20 protein-coding genes are annotated in these 17,577 nt (G+C 62.6%); 8 read left to right on the top strand and 12 right to left on the bottom strand.

From position 1 onward, the window contains the following. Window positions 1–74: 74 nt before the first annotated feature. Window positions 75–1,868, bottom strand: a complete 1,794-nt coding sequence (locus JG743_RS11360) for an ATP-dependent nuclease (RefSeq protein ID WP_202300282.1) — start codon at window positions 1,866–1,868, stop codon at window positions 75–77. 79 nt (window positions 1,869–1,947) lie between these two features. Further along, window positions 1,948–2,340 (bottom strand): RidA family protein, encoded by a 393-nt coding sequence (locus JG743_RS11355; RefSeq protein ID WP_202300281.1) that lies wholly within the window; start codon window positions 2,338–2,340, stop codon window positions 1,948–1,950. A 282-nt stretch (window positions 2,341–2,622) separates the two neighbouring features. Between JG743_RS11355 and JG743_RS11350 the strand changes: the two genes are divergently transcribed. Further along, the gene (locus JG743_RS11350; protein WP_202300280.1) at window positions 2,623–2,961 is read left to right on the top strand and encodes a hypothetical protein; all 339 of its coding nucleotides are present in this window, start codon (window positions 2,623–2,625) and stop codon (window positions 2,959–2,961) included. 232 nt (window positions 2,962–3,193) lie between these two features. Here the strand turns inward: JG743_RS11350 and JG743_RS11345 are convergent, their stop codons facing one another. Together JG743_RS11345 and JG743_RS11340 are read right to left on the bottom strand one after the other, a co-directional pair. Continuing rightward, entirely contained in the window at window positions 3,194–3,676 is a 483-nt protein-coding gene (locus JG743_RS11345) for a GNAT family N-acetyltransferase (RefSeq protein WP_202300279.1), read from the bottom strand. Between the two features lie 5 nt (window positions 3,677–3,681). Continuing rightward, a complete protein-coding gene (locus tag JG743_RS11340) occupies window positions 3,682–4,602 on the bottom strand; it encodes a lytic transglycosylase domain-containing protein (protein ID WP_202300278.1) in 921 nt (306 codons plus the stop codon). Between the two features lie 175 nt (window positions 4,603–4,777). On the opposite strand from JG743_RS11340, the gene JG743_RS11335 reads away from it, so the two are divergent. Continuing rightward, on the top strand, window positions 4,778–5,347 hold the full coding sequence (locus tag JG743_RS11335; protein ID WP_202300277.1) for a methylated-DNA--[protein]-cysteine S-methyltransferase: 570 nt from the start codon (window positions 4,778–4,780) through the stop codon (window positions 5,345–5,347). A gap of 13 nt (window positions 5,348–5,360) precedes the next feature. Here the strand turns inward: JG743_RS11335 and JG743_RS11330 are convergent, their stop codons facing one another. Together JG743_RS11330 and JG743_RS11325 are read right to left on the bottom strand one after the other, a co-directional pair. Then, the gene (locus JG743_RS11330; RefSeq protein ID WP_202300276.1) at window positions 5,361–5,801 is read right to left on the bottom strand and encodes a hypothetical protein; all 441 of its coding nucleotides are present in this window, start codon (window positions 5,799–5,801) and stop codon (window positions 5,361–5,363) included. 153 nt (window positions 5,802–5,954) lie between these two features. Next, window positions 5,955–6,287 carry a hypothetical protein gene (locus JG743_RS11325; protein ID WP_202300275.1) on the bottom strand — a complete coding sequence of 111 codons (333 nt, stop codon included), beginning with the start codon at window positions 6,285–6,287 and terminating at the stop codon, window positions 5,955–5,957. Between JG743_RS11325 and JG743_RS11320 the strand changes: the two genes are divergently transcribed. Together JG743_RS11320 and JG743_RS11315 are read left to right on the top strand one after the other, a co-directional pair. Then, the gene (locus JG743_RS11320; RefSeq protein WP_202300274.1) at window positions 6,277–6,555 is read left to right on the top strand and encodes a hypothetical protein; all 279 of its coding nucleotides are present in this window, start codon (window positions 6,277–6,279) and stop codon (window positions 6,553–6,555) included. The genes JG743_RS11325 and JG743_RS11320 overlap by 11 nt on opposite strands. A 23-nt stretch (window positions 6,556–6,578) precedes the next feature. Beyond that, entirely contained in the window at window positions 6,579–6,791 is a 213-nt protein-coding gene (locus JG743_RS11315; RefSeq protein ID WP_006202464.1) for a cold-shock protein, read from the top strand. A gap of 308 nt (window positions 6,792–7,099) precedes the next feature. Here JG743_RS11315 and JG743_RS11310 read toward each other — a convergent pair whose 3' ends face one another. From JG743_RS11310 to JG743_RS11300, 3 genes are all read right to left on the bottom strand, one after another. Then, window positions 7,100–7,708: a glutathione S-transferase family protein gene (locus tag JG743_RS11310; protein WP_202300273.1), complete on the bottom strand. Its 609-nt coding sequence runs from the start codon at window positions 7,706–7,708 to the stop codon at window positions 7,100–7,102. 75 nt (window positions 7,709–7,783) lie between these two features. After that, window positions 7,784–8,644, bottom strand: a complete 861-nt coding sequence (locus tag JG743_RS11305; RefSeq protein WP_202300272.1) for an EAL domain-containing protein — start codon at window positions 8,642–8,644, stop codon at window positions 7,784–7,786. Beyond that, a complete protein-coding gene (locus tag JG743_RS11300; RefSeq protein ID WP_202300271.1) occupies window positions 8,641–9,540 on the bottom strand; it encodes an EAL domain-containing protein in 900 nt (299 codons plus the stop codon). Before JG743_RS11300 ends, JG743_RS11305 begins: the two co-directional genes overlap by 4 nt. Window positions 9,541–9,755: 215 nt before the next feature. Here JG743_RS11300 and JG743_RS11295 point away from each other — a divergent pair, with 215 nt between their 5' ends. Beyond that, entirely contained in the window at window positions 9,756–10,958 is a 1,203-nt protein-coding gene (locus JG743_RS11295) for a pyridoxal phosphate-dependent aminotransferase (protein ID WP_202300270.1), read from the top strand. A 45-nt stretch (window positions 10,959–11,003) separates the two neighbouring features. Here JG743_RS11295 and JG743_RS11290 read toward each other — a convergent pair whose 3' ends face one another. Both JG743_RS11290 and JG743_RS11285 read right to left on the bottom strand, forming a co-directional pair. Next, window positions 11,004–11,399, bottom strand: a complete 396-nt coding sequence (locus tag JG743_RS11290) for a (R)-mandelonitrile lyase (protein ID WP_202300269.1) — start codon at window positions 11,397–11,399, stop codon at window positions 11,004–11,006. A 158-nt stretch (window positions 11,400–11,557) separates the two neighbouring features. Further along, a complete protein-coding gene (locus JG743_RS11285) occupies window positions 11,558–12,109 on the bottom strand; it encodes a methyltransferase family protein (protein ID WP_202300268.1) in 552 nt (183 codons plus the stop codon). Window positions 12,110–12,257: 148 nt separating this feature from the next. On the opposite strand from JG743_RS11285, the gene JG743_RS11280 reads away from it, so the two are divergent. From JG743_RS11280 to JG743_RS11270, 3 genes are all read left to right on the top strand, one after another. After that, window positions 12,258–13,118, top strand: a complete 861-nt coding sequence (locus JG743_RS11280; RefSeq protein ID WP_202300267.1) for an alpha/beta fold hydrolase — start codon at window positions 12,258–12,260, stop codon at window positions 13,116–13,118. A gap of 282 nt (window positions 13,119–13,400) precedes the next feature. After that, the gene (locus JG743_RS11275; RefSeq protein ID WP_202300266.1) at window positions 13,401–15,452 is read left to right on the top strand and encodes an elongation factor G; all 2,052 of its coding nucleotides are present in this window, start codon (window positions 13,401–13,403) and stop codon (window positions 15,450–15,452) included. A gap of 675 nt (window positions 15,453–16,127) precedes the next feature. After that, the gene (locus tag JG743_RS11270; protein WP_202300265.1) at window positions 16,128–16,625 is read left to right on the top strand and encodes a methyltransferase family protein; all 498 of its coding nucleotides are present in this window, start codon (window positions 16,128–16,130) and stop codon (window positions 16,623–16,625) included. Between the two features lie 28 nt (window positions 16,626–16,653). Here JG743_RS11270 and JG743_RS11265 read toward each other — a convergent pair whose 3' ends face one another. Continuing rightward, window positions 16,654–17,550: a LysR family transcriptional regulator gene (locus JG743_RS11265; protein ID WP_202300264.1), complete on the bottom strand. Its 897-nt coding sequence runs from the start codon at window positions 17,548–17,550 to the stop codon at window positions 16,654–16,656. Window positions 17,551–17,577 lie beyond the last annotated feature (27 nt).

The following is a 17,577-nucleotide window of genomic DNA, read 5'->3' as shown; positions in this document are numbered from 1 at the left end:
CATCTAGACTCTATATAGCGCTTGAGCGCTGGGGATTTCGGAAAGATATTTCTTTAACTGTTTGACACATTGTCCTAAACAAGCCCCTTATTCAACACGCTTCTTATTTCCAAAAGCGTCGCACGGAACGGTTCGGCCAAATCAAAATCGTCTTTCAAATTTTCTACGAAAAATGCAGAAAACTTCTTCTTATATTCAATCTTAATATCATATAAAATAGGCAACATCGCCAAATCTTCACCTTCAACAGATGACAAACCGTTTTGGAATATCTTATTTTTCATATCATCATTGCATAGTTTAAATATTTGAGAGCTACTTTTATGCTCCAACCAACCTTTAGCCTTAGCCTTCTCCCACAACGTTATTGGAAATAGACTCTCAAGAACGAGGTTCGGCGAAAAACCCAATTTGCGATAGGCCTGCGCGATATCCTTCGTAGGTCTAAGTTTTTCGACTCTGGAGTGATAGCTGCTCTCGCCAGCCATTCTCGAATGGAACCGCTCTATGGCCTGCAGGCCTGCCTCGTCCCCGTCTACGATACCAACTGCCTTTACGCGCATGTGCGGTGGACGATTTTTCTGCAAAAAGTGCCAAGCAATTGCATTGTCGGCAACGGCGTTTGCGCACGCACCACTGTCACCTATTGCAGAGACAAATTTCGCATCCTTGATCAATTCAACAATTTCGTTGACGGAGTTAAGGACGGCCGCATCGGAATCGCCCTCGACGAAAATGATTTTTTTAGACGGATCAACCATATCACTCTCGATCTTACTATTTATCTCATCGAGAGTAGCTCTCATCATATCGATTTCGTCTTTGCTCTTCCTTATGTATGGATAAACTACGCGCAACACGCCCATCTCGTCCGAGATGTCATTTGTCAACTCGGAGAAAACAGTTTGGCCTTCTTTCTGCGTAAAAAATCTGGTTGAAACACCCGGCATTTCTTCTAGAGAAAAGAAAATCGGAGAGTGCGTCGCCATTAGAATCTGGAATTGTCTATTTCCAGTAATACTTAATAGCTGATCTCGGAGCTCAAATGCAGAGATGAAATCAACACTGTTCTCTGGCTCCTCCAAACCCCAAATATGCAAGGATTTATATCGACCCGACCTCTGGCTCTTCAGATCACAAAGGAATTTAACTAGAGAAGGAACGTGCCTTACTCTGATTCCGTCACCTCTGCGATCGAGGTCGATTCCCTTGGCTTCGAATTGAATCAAACGAAAGACTGATCGGAGATTGGTAGGGAGTTTGGGGTCGCTTCTAGCCTTCAGCACACCCTCTAGTTCCGATGCCACTTCGTTCAGAATGACTTCTACCTCATCCTGTAGAGGTTTTGAAGCGACCTTTAGGTCTTCTTCTGAAACCTCAGAAAGCACATCATATATATCTGACATCAGTTCTGTAAAAAATTCTTTGCCTTTTAAAGAAGGTATGTAGTGATAGTCGATGCTGTCCAGGTATGCGTGAATTTTTGAACGACCACTTATTTCGGTGCGCTGATTGCCGGTCAAAAGAAATTGAGGTTCGTCCTCAATTTCTTCGTTTCTACGCCATCTACGTGTCCATTCGATAGCACGAGCTCTCTCGGGATACGAATATCCTTCAGGAATTGCTAAAGTCAGATCTATACGAGTTTCAGGAGCCTTTCCTTGACCAACACGGGCGTTAACTGGGAAGTCACGCGCGAAATCGAAATCCTGTCGAAAATCTGTTTGCGAATTGAAGAATAGATTTAAGGCTCTTAGTACGTTACTCTTTCCAGTATCGTTTCTTCCCACAAAGATATTGAATTTCGTCAAGTCAATTGTAAGGTCAGTGACAGACCGAAAATTTCGAATCCGTATCCGCTGAAGCATTCCATCCTCCCAAGCCCGTGATTTCTTACATCATTTTACGAGGGAAGAGAAATGGGCGGTGATTGGTTAGGGCAAAACCTCACCCCACTGCCACGCACTCGATCTCGATATCGAACTCCATCGGCCATGACGCCACCGGCACGAAGGTCCGCGACGGCGGGTTCTCGGGGAAATGCTTGGCATAGACCCGGTTGATGGCGCTGTAGAAGCCGGAATTGGCGGCGTAGATGCGCACCATCACCACGCTCTCCAGCGAGGTGCCCGCCGCTTCCAGGCAGTGTTTCAGCGCCTTCAGCGATGCCTCGGTCTGCACCTCGATGTCACCCTTGACCAGCTTGCCGGTTGCAATGTCGAGCGGCGGCATGCCGGACACGAAGACCAGCCCGGCGCCTTTGGTCACCAGCGACAGCGGCAGGCCCAGCGCCCGCACGGCCGCCGACAGCACCGGCACTTCGACGATTTCCTTGGTCATGACGATCTCCCTTGTTTGGGAGCGAGCTTATCGCGGCAGCGGCGGAACGCCAGCGGCGGCTTTGCCTTCTCCCCTTGTGGGAGAAGGTGGATCGGCGCCTCAGCGCCGAGACGGATGAGGGGTGTTCCAGGGAACACAAGCGTCTCACTCCGCTGGAACACCCCTCATCCGTCGCCTGCGGCGACACCTTCTCCCACAAGGGGAGAAGGCAAGGGCTGGAATCCGCGCCGCTTCCCCGCATTCCATCCACGGGCTAAAAGCACACACACTTGGGGAGACACCATGCACGAACCCGACGAAATCGACCTGCGCTGCCCGCAGATCGTCGCCGACAACGCCACCAAAGGCTTGAGGCTGCGCGAACAGTTCGGCCGCGGCGGCACAGAGATCGGCGTGGCGCGGGCGACGGAGTTGAAGAACCGGCAGAAGCTGGCGCCATCGACGATCAGGCGCATGGTCAGCTATTTTGCCCGCCACGAGGTCGACAAGCGCGGCAAGAACTACGGCAACGAGCAGAACCCGTCGGCCGGCTACATTGCCTGGCTGCTGTGGGGCGGCGATGAGGGTCGCGCCTGGGCGCTCGAGGTCAAGCGCCGGATCGGCAACGCGCCGGACATCTGAGAGACGCGGCGAAGCGGGCCCCGAACCCGCCCCGGGACCCGCCGTGGAGTGGCTGACACATGCCGGCGCAGCCCACCCCAACGCCTTGCCAACGTGCGACACCCCGATCGGCCGCGTGACATGACGCTGGGTTAGCATTTGCAAGCGGCGGCTAATGTGAAGCTTTTCACAGAGCCGTCCTGCTTTCCCAACCCAAAGCGGGACGGCGTCGGCGAAAACCGGAAGCCGGCGCCTAGCCTTCCCAGTCGACCGGCATCATGCCCAGCCGCTCGTAGAGCCGGACGGCTGCGGCGTTCTCGACTGTGTTGGTCTTGAGATCGACATGGGCCGCACCCCGATCGCGGAAGGCGATGAAGGCCTGCCGCATCAGCGCCTCGCCGATGCCGCGGCCACGCGCTTGCGGATGCACGGCGAGATCCTTGACGAACGCCGTCGCCCAGCAGAGCGCCGCGCCCGCCAGCAAGCCCTTGGCGTCGATGACCAGGAAGCACAAAGCCGGGTCGAACTCGGCGTCATCGGAGATGCGCGGCCACCATTCCTCGAACGGACCATCCGCGCCGTCGTCGAACACTTCGGTGAGCAGCGCATGCAGGGCCCGCGCATCGGCGGGCTCGAAGCCGCGCATGACAAAGCCTTCCGGCCAGTGCGGCGGCGGCAGATCGTCGTCGAGGATCTTGCGCAGCCGGATGTCGTCAGGCGCCGGCGGACGCGGCATCGCGCTCAGGCGTCGGGCTGCAGGCGGCGGCGCGCGCGGTCGACGCCGAGGCCGGTCGCCTCCAGCAGGCCCTTGCGCTTGGCGTCGTAGTAGTAGCCGCTCTGGTAGAGCCGGTCGGCGCGCTTTTCATCGCCCCCCGACACCAGCCAGGCGCCGCGCAAATACTTGACCGCGTATTTGAGATTCGTCTCGGCGTCGAACAAGCCGCTCGCCGGCCCGTCATAGCCCATGCCGCGCGCCGTCGCGTGCTTGATCTGCATCAGCCCCCAATGGCCGTGATTGTAGGCCTTCGGGTTGAAGGTGCTCTCGCGGTTGACGACATGGCGCACCAGATCGATGGGCACCTGATAGAGCACGGAATATTTCTCGATCAGCCGCTCGATCTCGGCGCGCGGCCCGGTGGCATGCGGCTCGGGCTCGCCGGGCGGGGCAAGCAGCGCCGGGTTCTGCGGCACGACATAGGCGACCTGCTGGACGCCCGGCATCGTCGCCGCCTTCACCGACTGGCCGGTGACGGGCATCGCCATCGCGGCGGTCGCATAGGCAGGCGCCGGCTTGATCGATCCCGGGCTGAGCGGCGAGGTGCCGGCCATCACGGCGGGCTGCGCGGCAAGCGGCGTCGATCCGGCGAAAGCGGCGGGCTGGGCGGGCGGCGGGAAGGGCTCGCCCGGCGTCGCCATGCCCGCGGTTGCCACGGTCGCATCGGCGGGCATCGCCGCAACCTGCACCGGGGTAAGGCCGGAGGGTTCCGGCAGCACCGCGACCGTTTCCGGCAGCGCGACAGTCGGCGTGTCGTCCTCGACGACAGGGGTAGCGGCTGCCGCCAAAGCGGGCGTGGGCTTCGTCTGCGAAGTCGAGGTACAGCCGCTCAGGCCGGCCGCTGCAACGAGCACGCCGATCGCGGTGAGTATGATTTTCGCTGCCAAGCCCTGCAGGTCCGGTTGTCGGTTGTTAAGAAGTCCTTACACCAGCGATTCTCGGCCGGCAATCTGGGCCATCCGATGGTTTTCGGGTGGCGGGACCCGGTGCAAGCTACGATATTGTTCCCTATCTGTACCGTACATGTAGCCGTTTTTCGCGGTTTGCGGAAAGGAGCCCAGCATGGAAAAGACATCCGCGATCACAGCCGGTCACGCAGTGTTAGAAACAGTGATCGGATTCATGGGCATCGCCTGGAGCGAAAGGGGCCTGATCCGGCTCTGCCTGCCCGAGCGCAGCCGCGAGGCGGTAGAGCGCCGGCTGTTTCGCCATGGCGGCGTGTCAAGCTCGACCGACCAGCCGCAATGGGTGGTGGACCTGATCGCCTCGATCAAGGCCTATGCCGCCGGCGAGGACGTCGATTTCTCCGGCGTCCCGGTCGATCTTGCCGGCATCGATGATTTCCGCCTCGCCATCTACGATGCGGCGCGCAAGCTCGGCTTTGGCGAGACCACCACCTATGGCGAGCTCGCCAGGCGCGCCGGCCATGACGGGCTTGCCCGCGAGACCGGGGCAGCACTCGGCGCCAATCCGGTGCCGCTGATCATCCCCTGCCACCGCATCCTGGCTGCCGGCGGCAAGATCGGCGGCTTCTCGGCGCCCGGCGGCTCGGCCACCAAGGAAAAGATGCTGGCCATGGAAGGCGTGCGCCTCGGACCGCCGCCGTCGGCGCAGGCCTCGTTCGGGTTCTGAAGAGCCCGAGCCCTTACTTCAACCCGATGCTCATACCGCTGAGATCGGCGTTGATTTGCAGGCCCACCTGCTTGCCGGAGAGCTCCAGCTGGGCGCCCTTGTCATTGGTCATGACGATCACCTGAGCGCCTTTGCCGAGCGCGCCGCCACCGCCCGCCGCACCATACACCCCAGCCACATCGCGAGCGCGGCGAATGTGGCGCACGGTGCCGTGGAAGTAGGTCTTGGAAGCCCCGAACGCGAGGCCGCCCGAGATGCCGCCGACCGAGATGGGATAGCGGCGACCATGGAAGGTCAGCGTGCCCTCGCCTCCGGAGCCGCCGACGAAGAAGGCCGCCTTGTAGACGGCGAAGCGGATCGTGCCGCTATCGGCATGCGCGGCGCCGGCAAGGCTGACTCCCGCGGCGGCGATGACGGCAAACGCGACTGAACGAAATCCCGACGAAATCTTCATGATGAGAACTCCTCTAGATCGCCGCTTGCCCAGCCGGCCGGGCACGCCAGCGTCGCATCAAGGTCACAGCTGAACTGTCTGGCCCGGCTTTGGTTCCAGGCACGCGGACTGAATCCGGCTGCGAGAAGACCCCCCGCGAAACGTGACGGATGGCTAATCTGAGTTCTGCAGGAAACGCCTGCGGAAGTGCCGGTTGTATTCCGGCCGCTCGCAGATGAAGACCGGGCAGGATTTCGCGTCGGCGCTGGGCACATAGGCCCGCGCCCTCACCTCGCCCATATTGCAGAAGCGTTCGTCCTTGACGTAGCGGTCGTAAAGCGGCAGTCCCGGAACACGCGTCGACTGGTAGCGCAGGATGACCGCGCCCTGGCTGGCGATCGTCGCCTGCACCCTGCCGCAGCTCATGCGGGTCGGGTCGTAGCGCGAGATCGCCTGCGCCTCGGCGGCCATCAGCGTCATCAGGGCGGCAAGCAGAATGGTCTTCATGATCCTCTCCCAAACCCGGCACCCGAGAACCACTCGTTCCTCCCTCGCGGTGCGCGCCGGCTGCGAATTTTTCACGCGATTGGGGCGGCCGTTGGGCGGCGGCGCGGTTCCCGCTTTCTCACACAGTCTTGTTTTCAGCGCAAAATCCGCCTATATGCATCGCATTGATATTTCGGCCGATCGATCGGGCCTCGCGATCTTCGCGTTTGCTGACGTCTATCTCCAAAATTTCGATACCACCGGCCGGACGTTGGTCCGGTCAAACTAAAGCAAATGTGAAGGATACTTCGAATGGCAACTGGTACGGTCAAGTGGTTCAACGCCACCAAGGGCTTCGGCTTCATCCAGCCTGACGCGGGCGGCGCGGACGTTTTCGTCCACATCTCCGCTGTCGAGCGCGCTGGCCTGTCGACCCTGGTCGAGGGCCAGAAGATCAACTTCGAGATCGAGCAGGACCGCCGCACCGGCAAGTCCGCTGCTGGGTCTCTGAGCAAGGCAGCCTGATTTGGCGATAGCGCGCGCCGGACGAAGGTTCGGGGCGCGCGGCAAGTCACGGATGTACTGACGGTCGCGCGAGAAGCGCGCCGGAGCGGAAAGACCCGACAAGCTGGAACAGCAGATAGCTGCCAGCCCGGCCCAACGCTCCCGATCAGGCTACCGGAATGGGAAGGCGGGATTTATCCCGCCTTTTTATTTGCCTGCTTTCAGACGATTGGCGAAACCGATGAAGCCGCCTCCTTCCCCCGTGAACGGGAGAAGGACGCCCACGCCGAAGATTTCGCCAGTCGCCAGCGTCGCGCGAAGGAATTGACTCAGGGCAACCAACCCAGCGGCACATGCCCAGGATCGGCCTCCACCCGCTTCAGCCAATCGGCCACCGCCGGATAGGCGTCGAGCTGGAAGCCACCCTTCTCGGCGGTGTGCGTATAGGCATAGAGCGCGATGTCGGCGACGCTGTATCCATCGCCGGCGAAGAAGGCGTTGGCTTCGAGATGCCTGTTCATGACGCCGAGCGCCTTGTGGCCGCGCTCCAGCGTCAGCGCCAGCCGCTCGGGCGTCGCGTCCCTGGCGCGCTCAGGGAAGGTGAGCAACGCCTTGCGCACCGCGATATAGGGCTCGTGGCTGTACTGCTCGAAAAACAGCCACTGGTAGGCAAGCGCCCGCGCGTATCTGTCGGCCGGCAGGAAGCGCGTGCCTTCGGCAAGATAGAGCAGGATAGCGTTGGATTCCGCGATCCGCCTGCCGTCGTCGAGTTCCAGCAGCGGCACCATGGCGTTGGGGTTCTTGGCGACGAAGTCGGCCTTGCGGGTGTCGCCGGTATGCGAACTCACCTCGACATTGGTGAAGGCAATGCCGAGCTTGGCCATCAACAGGCGCGGCTTGTAGCAATTGCCGCTGTCGATCATGCTGTAAAGTATCATCGCTTCTCCTTCCGGCTCGCGCGATTATCGCGCGGCGGAAGCCGCCTCATCCAGTGATTTGTTTTGGCTGAAGTATCAGCGCCGCTGATGCAACGGTACGACCTTGCTTTCCGTGCCGAGCAGCGCCTCGGTGGAGAGTGGCTGCTCATTGAAGATCGTGCCGGCCAGCGCCGGGCGGGCGAGATGGTAGCCCTGCACGAGGTCGACGCCGCCGTCGAGCGCGACGCGAAGATGCACGGCCTGCTCGATGCCCTCGACCAGCACCTTCGCGCCCCGATCATGCAGCATCGAGACCAGCGGCCGGAAGAAGCGCTCGGCGGCGGCATGCCGGCAGAACTCGGCAAACCAGGCGCCGTCGATCTTGACGATGTCGGGCGCAAGCAGCGCGATGCGCTCCTCGGTCGAATGTCCGGTGCCGAAATCGTCGATTGCGATACGGATGCCGTCGCGCCGCATCTCGCGAACGAGGCTGATCAGAACCTTGTCGTTGGCCGCCTGCTCGGTGATCTCGCAGACCAGCATGCCTGGGTAGAGGTCGAGTTCGGCGAGATGCCTGGTCATCAGCCGGATCTCGGCAAGCGCCCGCCCGAGATGGTCGTTGATCAGCGGATTGTAGTTGAAGAACAGGTCGAGCCCCTCGACGCCGATGTTGCGGAAGTTCCTCAGATGCAGCATCCGGCACATCGTCTCGACGAACAGGCGGTCTGCCGCAGGCAGGCTGCCGAAGAACACCGGCGGCGCGACCGGCCTTGCGTCGCGCTGCGCCTCGATCAACGCTTCGACGGCGACCGGCGCCAGCGAGTGGCCGCGTGGCGCGAAGATCGGCTGATAGGCGCTCTTCAGCCGGAAGTCGCCATAGACGCCGTACTCGATGCCGATCTCGTCGGCAAAGATAGCCTCGGCGGCGTTGCGCCGCCTGTCCGGCCAAACGCTCACGAGGCGTTCCTGCGTCCGAACACCCGCGCCGGGCGCGGCGCCGGCGCGGCGCCCGAACTGGCCGGCGCATCGCTACTGCCTGTCACTGCCGAGGGCGCCTCTACGCCCTTGCCGAACACGCGCAAGCTGGTCGACGCCAGTTCCGGCCGCGCCAGCACGAAGCCTTGCACCATCGAGGCTCCCGATTTCTCGGCGAGCTCGAGCTGCCAGCCTTCCTCGAGGCCCTCGAACACAGTGCGGATGCCTTGCTCCTCGAAGCTCTTCACCATGGTGGTCAACAGGGCAAAGCCGGCGCCGGACTCCATCAGTTGCGTGATCCAGTGCGCATCGAACTTGACGATGTCGGGCTTGAGTTCCTTGATCCGGTTGATGTCGGATTCGTCGGCGCCGTAGTCGTCGACAGCGATGCGGAAGCCGTTGGCTCTCAGCGCCTCGACGAAGCTGTAGAGCGTTTCCTGCGAGGCCGATTTCTGTTCGGTCACCTCGCAAACCATCCGGCGCGGGTCGATGCCGGCCTCGTGCAGCACCAGCCGCATGTCGCGCAGCGCGTTGTCTGCGATGGCGCGGTCGGTGAACACCGACGGGTCGAAATTGATGAAGATCGACGCCTCTTCCGGCAGGCAGGCGCCTGCGTTGAGCAGGTGCAGCGTCCGCGTCAGCGCCTCGATATGCAGGCGGTCGCCCGCCGGGCAGGTGTTGAAGAAACTCATCGGCGACTGCGGCTCGCCGTCGCGAAACGGCCGGATCAGCCCCTCGAACGCGACGATCGACAGCTTGCCTTGCCCGAAGGCGAAGATCGGCTGAAAGGCGCTCTGCAGCGTATAGATGCCCCAGACACCGCTGGAGGTGCCGTCATCATGACGGATGATGTGGGCGAGCCCGATACTACGCGACAAGGGTTCCTCGCTCGGCAAGACTTGGCGGAGTTGGCTTGCGATCCTGCCAACAGGGGTTTTAGCGGCCGTTGATGAATTTATTGTTGCCGAGGCGAAGCCGGTCACGGCTGCTTGACCCCTGACTCATTCGAGAATGCTTGCGCTTGGCCGGATGATGCGACATGAGAGGCGCCGCGGCCGCTCCTGGCCGCGCCGCCCCTTGGAGATATCAGGTCATGGCCTTTCTTGCCGACGCCCTTTCCCGCGTGAAGCCTTCCGCGACCATCGCGGTGACGCAGAAAGCGCGCGAGCTGAAAAACGCCGGCCGTGACGTTATCGGCCTCGGCGCCGGCGAGCCGGACTTCGACACGCCCGACAACATCAAGAACGCGGCGATCGACGCGATCCGCCGTGGCGAGACCAAATATCCGCCGGTATCCGGCATCGCGCCGCTGCGCGAGGCCATCGCCAGGAAGTTCAAGCGCGAGAACAATCTCGACTACCGGCCGGAGCAGACCATCGTCGGCACCGGTGGCAAGCAGATCCTGTTCAACGCCTTCATGGCGACGCTGAACCCAGGCGACGAGGTGATCATCCCGCGCCCCTATTGGGTGAGCTATCCCGAGATGGTGGCGATCTGCGGCGGCACCTCGGTGTTTGCCGACACCTCGATCGACAACGGCTTCAAGCTGACGCCGGCGGTGCTGGAAAAGGCGATCACGCCGCGCACCAAATGGCTCTTGATGAACTCGCCGTCCAACCCGTCGGGCGCTGCCTATACCGAGGCCGAGCTCAGGGCGCTGGCCGACGTGCTGCTCAAGCATCCGCATGTCTGGACACTGACCGACGACATGTACGAGCACCTGACCTATGGCGACTTCGTCTTCAGGACCATCGCCGAGGTCGAGCCCAAGCTCTACGAACGCACGCTGACCATGAACGGCGTGTCGAAGGCATATGCCATGACCGGCTGGCGCATCGGTTACGCCGCCGGCCCGGTGCCGCTGATCAAGGCCATGGACATGATCCAGGGCCAGCAGACCTCCGGCGCCTGCACCATCGCGCAATGGGCCTCGGTCGAGGCGCTGAATGGCCCGCAGGACTTCATCGCGAAGAACAAGGCGATCTTTCAGGGCAGGCGCGACCTTGTCGTGTCGATGCTCAACCAGGCGCGCGGCATTTCCTGCCCCTCGCCGGAGGGCGCCTTCTACGTCTACCCGTCCTGCGCCGACCTGATCGGCAGGAAGACCAAGGCCGGCAAAGCGATCGACAGCGACGAGACCTTCTGCTCGGAACTGCTCGAGGCCGAGGGCGTGGCAGTGGTGTTCGGCTCGGCTTTCGGCCTCGGCCCGAACTTCCGCATCTCCTACGCCACGTCGGAGACGCTGCTGGAAGAGGCCTGCACGCGCATCCAGCGTTTCACTGCCTCGCTGACCTGATTGACGAAAAACCCGGCTTAAGGCCGGGGTTTTTCTTGGGCGGGCTCAGCCGCCATACTGCTCGTCGCTGACCTTCTCCAGCCAGTCGGCATGAACGCCGTCGAGCGCTTCCTGCATGGCGATGTGCGTCATCGCCGTGTTCGCGCCGGCGCCGTGCCAGTGCTTTTCGCCGGGCGCGAACGCGATGACGTCGCCAGCCTTGATCTCCTGGATCGGTCCGCCCCATGTCTGGGCGCGGCCGGCGCCCGAGGTGACATAGAGGGTCTGGCCAAGTGGATGCGTGTGCCAGTTGGTGCGCGCACCCGGCTCGAAGCTGACCAGGGTGGCCCTGAGCCGCGCCGGCGCCTCCTTCTCGATGATCGGCGTCTGCAGCACCCGGCCGGTGAAATACTTTTCCGGTGCGATGATTGTCGGCACGCTGCCGCAAGCAATGATCTTCATCGTCTCAACCCTCGAACTGATGGCACGTCGGCGGCGACACCGCCATGGTGCGCCATTGTGGCAGCACTTTCCTCCGATGCCCTTCCCGGCACAACCGCTTCACGGGTGGCCGGATGACGCACGCGAAGAGCGTCAGCCACGCATCGATGACGGCGGCGTCACCATCGCAGCCGCGGCCAGAACAGGCCCGCTTGATTTCGATGGGCATCATAGGCGCCGGCCAGATCCGTGCGCGAGAATTTCTTCTCTTCGTCCAGTGCCGCGATCAGATAGAGGACGAAGATCCCGGCGACAGGCACCACAGCCCAGATCGACCAGGTCGCGATACCCCAGCCGGCCCAGAAGATGATGTAGGACGTGTAGAACGGGTGGCGGATGTAGGAGAAGGGTCCGTCGGTCACCAGGCCATGCGGATTGTCGGCGTCGAAAACAAAGCGCAGCCGCGCCTTGCGCGACCGCGAAATCGCCCACCAGAACAATGCTGAGCTCGCCAGCTGGATCATCAGCCCGACGATCTTGGCTAATGGCGGCTGCGGCAGGATCCAGATGATCGCCAGGAAAAACAGTGCCGTCGCGGCCACGACCACCGAGATTATCTTCGCGCCCGAGGACATGGCCGACGACTGGAAATGGGCGCGCATCGACCACAGATATTGACCGACCGTGGCGATGCCGATGATCGAGACAAGAAGGTCGAGCCCGCGTTCCATCGTCAAAATTCCATGCCCGCCACCAAAGATTCGTGGGCCACTATAACCGGTGGCCGCAGATAAATCCTTTCTTAACCAGAAACTTAAAGCCCGCGTAGACCCGGGAATGCGATATTGGCCGCCATACAATCCTGAGGTTCAATGCACCATGGCCGTTGCCGAGCGTATGATCCGCACCCCGCAGGCCGATTTGCGCGTCAGCGAATCGGCGGGCCCCGGCATGCCCATCGTGATGATCCACGGGTCCGGCGCCACGCGCGCCGTGTTCGCCCGCCAGTTCGACAGCCCGCTTGCCGATGCCCACCGGCTGATCGCTTTCGATCTCCCGGGCCACGGTGAGTCCTCGGATGCCGCCGACCCGGCGACGGACTATACGCTGACCGGCCTGGCGCGATCGGCGGCCGAGCTCCTCGACAGCATGGGCATTGGCCGCGCCATCGTCTACGGCTGGTCGCTCGGCGGCCATGTCGCCATCGAGCTCGCCAGCTTCCACCCGGCCGTCCACGGATTGATGCTGACCGGCGCGCCGCCGGTGTCGAAAGGCTTCTTCGGCATGCTGCGCGGCTTCCACGCCAACTGGGACATGCTGCTGGCTTCCAAGAAGCTCTATTCCGAACGCGATGCCGAACGCTTCGAGAAGCTGTGCTTCGGCGACAGCGCGGACCCGTCGTTCCGCGACGCCATCCTGCGCACGGATGGCCGGCTGCGCGTCGTGGTGGCGCGCTCCATGATGGCAGGCAAGGGCGCCGACCAGAAGCAGGTCGTCGAAGCGGCCGCCTTCCCCGTCGCGATCGTCAACGGCGAGGATGACCCGTTCATCCGGCTCAACTACTTCGACACGCTGGACTGCGGCACGCTGTGGGAGCAATGCCACGTCGTCCCGGGCGCCGGGCATGCGCCTTTCTGGGAGCGCCCGGACCTGTTCAATCCGATGCTGTCGCGCTTCGCCGAAAACGTCGCGGCGCAGGATGCGGATCGTGTTCAACCGGCCCGGCGCCGGGCCGGTTGAGGCACCGGCGTCGCGATCGACGACCGCAACCATTTCCAGGCTATTTCTTCGGCAGGCCGGCGCCGCGCGACAAGGCGGACGCCCTCTTTGCCGCCCGACGCCAGGGCGCGTGCCCTGAGCGTCTGAGAGTGCAAAGCCGGCGAATTTCCTATTTCCCTTGCCCTCCCCGCAAACCCGTGGGACGATGGCTTTGGGCAGGTGGCGATTGAAAAGAAGCCCCGCCCGCGACGGCCGAACAGGCCGGCCGCCGCTCCCAGGGAAACGCCTGAGTGGAGGTCAGCCATGGGTACTCGCGCCGGAGGACGACGCACGGGACCGAAATGCATTGCCATAGTCGGTCCCTTCGCAAGCGGTAAGACGACACTTCTCGAAGCAATCCTCGCCCGAACGGGCGCCATCCCCCGCCAGAATCCCGTTTCATCGGGCAGCACCGTTTCCGATCATTCGCCCGAGGCCCGCGCCCACGCCATGAGCGTCGAGGCGACCTTCGCCACCACGGAATTCATGGGCGAGCAGCTCACCTTCGTCGATTGCCCCGGCTCGATCGAGTTCGCCTTCGAGGCCGAACCGGTGCTCGCCGCCTGCGATGCCGCCGTGGTCGTTGCCGAAGCCGACGAGAAGAAGATCCCCGCGCTGCAGCTCATCATGCGCAAGCTCGACGACCTCGGCGTGCCGCGCATCCTGTTCCTGAACAAGGTCGACAAGGCGATCGCCGGCGTGCGCGACACGCTGAAGATGCTGCAGCCGGCAAGTTCGGTGCCGCTGCTGCTGCGCCAGATTCCGCTGCGCAAGGACGGTGTCGTCATCGGTTCGATCGATCTCGCGCTGGAGCGAGCCTATGTCTACCGCGAATATGCCGAAAGCCAGGTCGCCGACATCCCAAGCGACGACAAGGCGCGCGAGCTGGAAGCCCGCTTCTCCATGCTGGAGACACTCGCCGACCATGACGACCAGTTGATGGAGCAGTTGCTCGAGGAGATCGAGCCGCCGAAGGATGCCATCTTCGACGACCTCGCCGCCGATCTGCGCGCCGGCGCGGTGACGCCGGTGCTGATCGGCACCGCCGAGAAGGGCAATGGCGTGCTGCGCCTACTGAAGGCGATCCGCCACGACGCGCCCGACATCGAGGCGACGCGCAAGCGCCTTGGCGCCCCCGACGGCAACCAGACCGTGGTCCAGGTGATGAAGACCATCCACACCGCGCACGGCGGCAAGCTGTCGGTCTCGCGCGTGCTGTCCGGGCAGGTCGCCGACGCGGCCGAGCTCTTCCTGTCGAACGGCGAAACCGCGAAGGTCTCAGGCATCTACAAGATGCTCGGCAAGGACCAGTCGAAGCTCGCCTCCGCCAAGGCCGGTGACACCGTTGCACTGGGCAAGCTCGACAACGTCAAGACCGGCCAGACACTGAGTTCGGTCAAAGGCGGCAGCAAGCCGCTGGTCACGCTGGAGCCGCCGCAGCCGGTGTTCGCCTTCGCGCTGCGGCCGAAGGAGCGCAAGGACGAGGTCAAGATGTCGGCCGCCATCCAGCGCCTGGCCGAGGAAGATCCCTCGCTCAGCCTGCGCCACAACCAGGACTCCGCCGAGACCGTGCTGTCGGGACATGGCGAAATGCACCTGCGGGTCGTGCGCGAGCGGCTCGAGGGCAAGAACCAGATCCCGGTCGAGGGCCACGCCCCGGCCGTGCCTTATCGCGAGACGATCCGCAAACCGGCCCAGCAGCGCGGCCGCCACAAGAAGCAGTCCGGCGGCCACGGCCAGTTCGGCGACGTGGTGATCGAGATCAAGCCCCTGCCGCGCGGCTCCGGCTTCCAGTTCACCGACACCATCACCGGCGGTGTGGTGCCGAAGACCTACATTCAGTCGGTGGAGACAGGCGTACGCGACTATCTGAAATCCGGGCCGCTCGGCTTCCCGGTGGTCGATGTCGCCGTCAACCTTTCGGACGGCTCCTATCATGCCGTCGACTCCTCCGACATGGCCTTCCAGATGGCGGCGAAGCTGGCGATGAAGGAAGGCATGGCTGCCTGCTCGCCGGTGCTGCTCGAACCGGTGATGAAGGTCGAGATCGTCACGCCGTCCGACGCGACGTCGAGGATCATCGCGCTGATCCCGCAGCGGCGCGGCCAGATCCTCGGCTATGATGCGCGGCCCGACTGGCCCGGATGGGATGTCGTCGAGGCGACCATGCCGCAGGCCGAGATCGGCGACCTGATCATCGAGTTGCGCTCGGCAACCGCCGGCGTCGCCAGCTACCGGGCAGCCTTCGACCACATGGCCGAGCTTACCGGCCGGCTGGCCGACGAGGCGATGAACACCAACGGCAAGGCTGCCTGAAAGGGACTTGTTGTGGCAGACGCGAAAAACGGCGCCCGGATGATCCGGACGCCGTTTCTTATTGCGGACCGTCTTCCTGGGAGGCAAACGGCAGGTCCGCCGCAGCAGGAAAAATGGTTCGGACGCGGTAGCCGCCTGAGCCCGGTCCGTCCGAGTGATGCCCCCATCTCCCGGACCGACCAAACCGCGTCCTATGATCTGCTTAATCGATGGAGTGCGTCTTCGCCATGTTACCAGAGGTTACATGTCACTGTTACGTGGCAGTGCCGATCGATTTTCCGCCGCGTCTGTGGACTGCAGGCAACAAAAAAGCCGGATCAATAAAGATCCGGCTGAGTTTGATTGGAAGTGCCTGTTGAGGCTAACCTCCAGAGGGGAACACTCGAGGGCGCTAATGGGAGGAGAACGCGCCCAGGAGATGATCTATATATGTGCTCATCATGCCCAAGAAACAAGCATCTATTTTGCAACACACGCATGCAAAAAGACCGAGGCTGTGGTCCAACCTCTGCGCAGGCTCGATAGGACCAGGAAAATCACCGGAATCGACCGCGCCGCCAACTCAAAGTCGCTGCCAAGCTTCGAATCTGTGTCGATTGTCTCGTGAAAACTGGGAAAACGCCTGATGATGTGGATTCGAGCAGCCTAAGTCCATTTTTGCGGCAGGAGCGCTTGATGCGAACATTTTCGGCAATCGCCGGCAGCGCACTGTTCCTCGTCGCGGCGCCCGGTGTCGTCGCGGGGCTGGCGCCCTTTCTCCTGACGGACCACTACCGCCTGCCGCTGTCGATGGTGCCGGGCTTCGTCCCTGTGGGTTGGGTGCTGGTCGCGGGAGCCGCAGCCGTGCTGCTGCATGCCTTCGCCCGTTTCGCGCTCGAAGGCCTCGGCACGCCGGCCCCGGTGGCGCCGACCGAACGGCTGGTCGTCGGCGGCATCTACCGTCACGTGCGCAACCCGATGTATGTGGCCGTGCTGTCGATCATCCTCGGCCAGGCACTGTTGTTCTCGAGTTGGGCGCTCCTCGCCTACGGCGCCATCGTCGGCGCCGCGATGGTCTCGTTCGTCAGGCTCTACGAAGAGCCGACGCTCGCCCGCCGCTACGGCGCCGAATACGAGGCCTACCGCCGCGCCGTCCCGGGTTGGCTGCCGCGGCTGACACCATGGCGTGGGTGACCGCAGAAACCTGTCGGAAGGGGCGAGTTCAGTAAGACCAGCTGCGCGCTTTGGCGATGATGAAGTCGCGGAAGACATGCAGCTTGGCCTGGTTCTTCATCGCGTCCGGATAGGCGAAGTAGGTGTCGAAGGACGGCACCTCCGTCTCCGGCAGGAGCTGGATCAGGCCTGAATCCTTGGAGATCACATAGTCGGGCAGCATGGCGATACCTGCCCCGCCCTGCACCGCGCGCTTGATCGACAAGATGTCGTTGATCTGCAGCGTCGGCACCCTTTGCCCGTTCTCGAAATCGCCGACCGTCTCCAGCCAGTTCAGCTCAGAAAGGTGCGACGGCACCGGCACGCCGAAGGTGACGATCCGGTGGTTCCGAAGCTCGGCGATCGAGGCCGGCTTGCCGTATTTGCTGATATAGGACGGCGCCGCGTAGAGGTGGAAATGCACGGTGAACAGGCGGCGCTGGATGAGGTCCGGCTGCTGCGGCTGACGCAGCCGGATGGCGCAGTCGGCCTGGCGCATGGTGAGGTCGAGCTCTTCGTTGGCGAGGATCAACTGCAGGCTGATCTCGGGATAGAGTTCGATGAATTCCTGCACGCGTTCGGTCAGCCAGCCGGCACCCAACCCAACCGTGGTCGTCACCCTCAGCACGCCGGAGGGCCGGTCCTTGGTCTCGGTCAGCCGCGACTTTATCGTCTCCAGCTTCATCAGCACGTCATGCGCCGTGCGGAACAGCATTTCGCCCTGCTCGGTCAGCACCAGGCCGCGCGCATGGCGATGGAACAGCGGCACGCCGACATCATGCTCCAGCGCGCTGACCTGCCGCGAGATCGCCGACTGTGACAGATGCAGCGTCTCGGCGGCATGGGTGAACGACCCAGCCTCCGCCGCAGCGTGAAACACGCGAAGCTTGTCCCAGTCCAGCGCCATGATTTCCCCTCGTGTCGTTTTCTGGCG

The organism is Mesorhizobium sp. 131-2-1 (genome assembly GCF_016756535.1).
Classification (GTDB): domain Bacteria; phylum Pseudomonadota; class Alphaproteobacteria; order Rhizobiales; family Rhizobiaceae; genus Mesorhizobium.
This window is presented reverse-complemented; position numbering and strand designations above follow the sequence as displayed.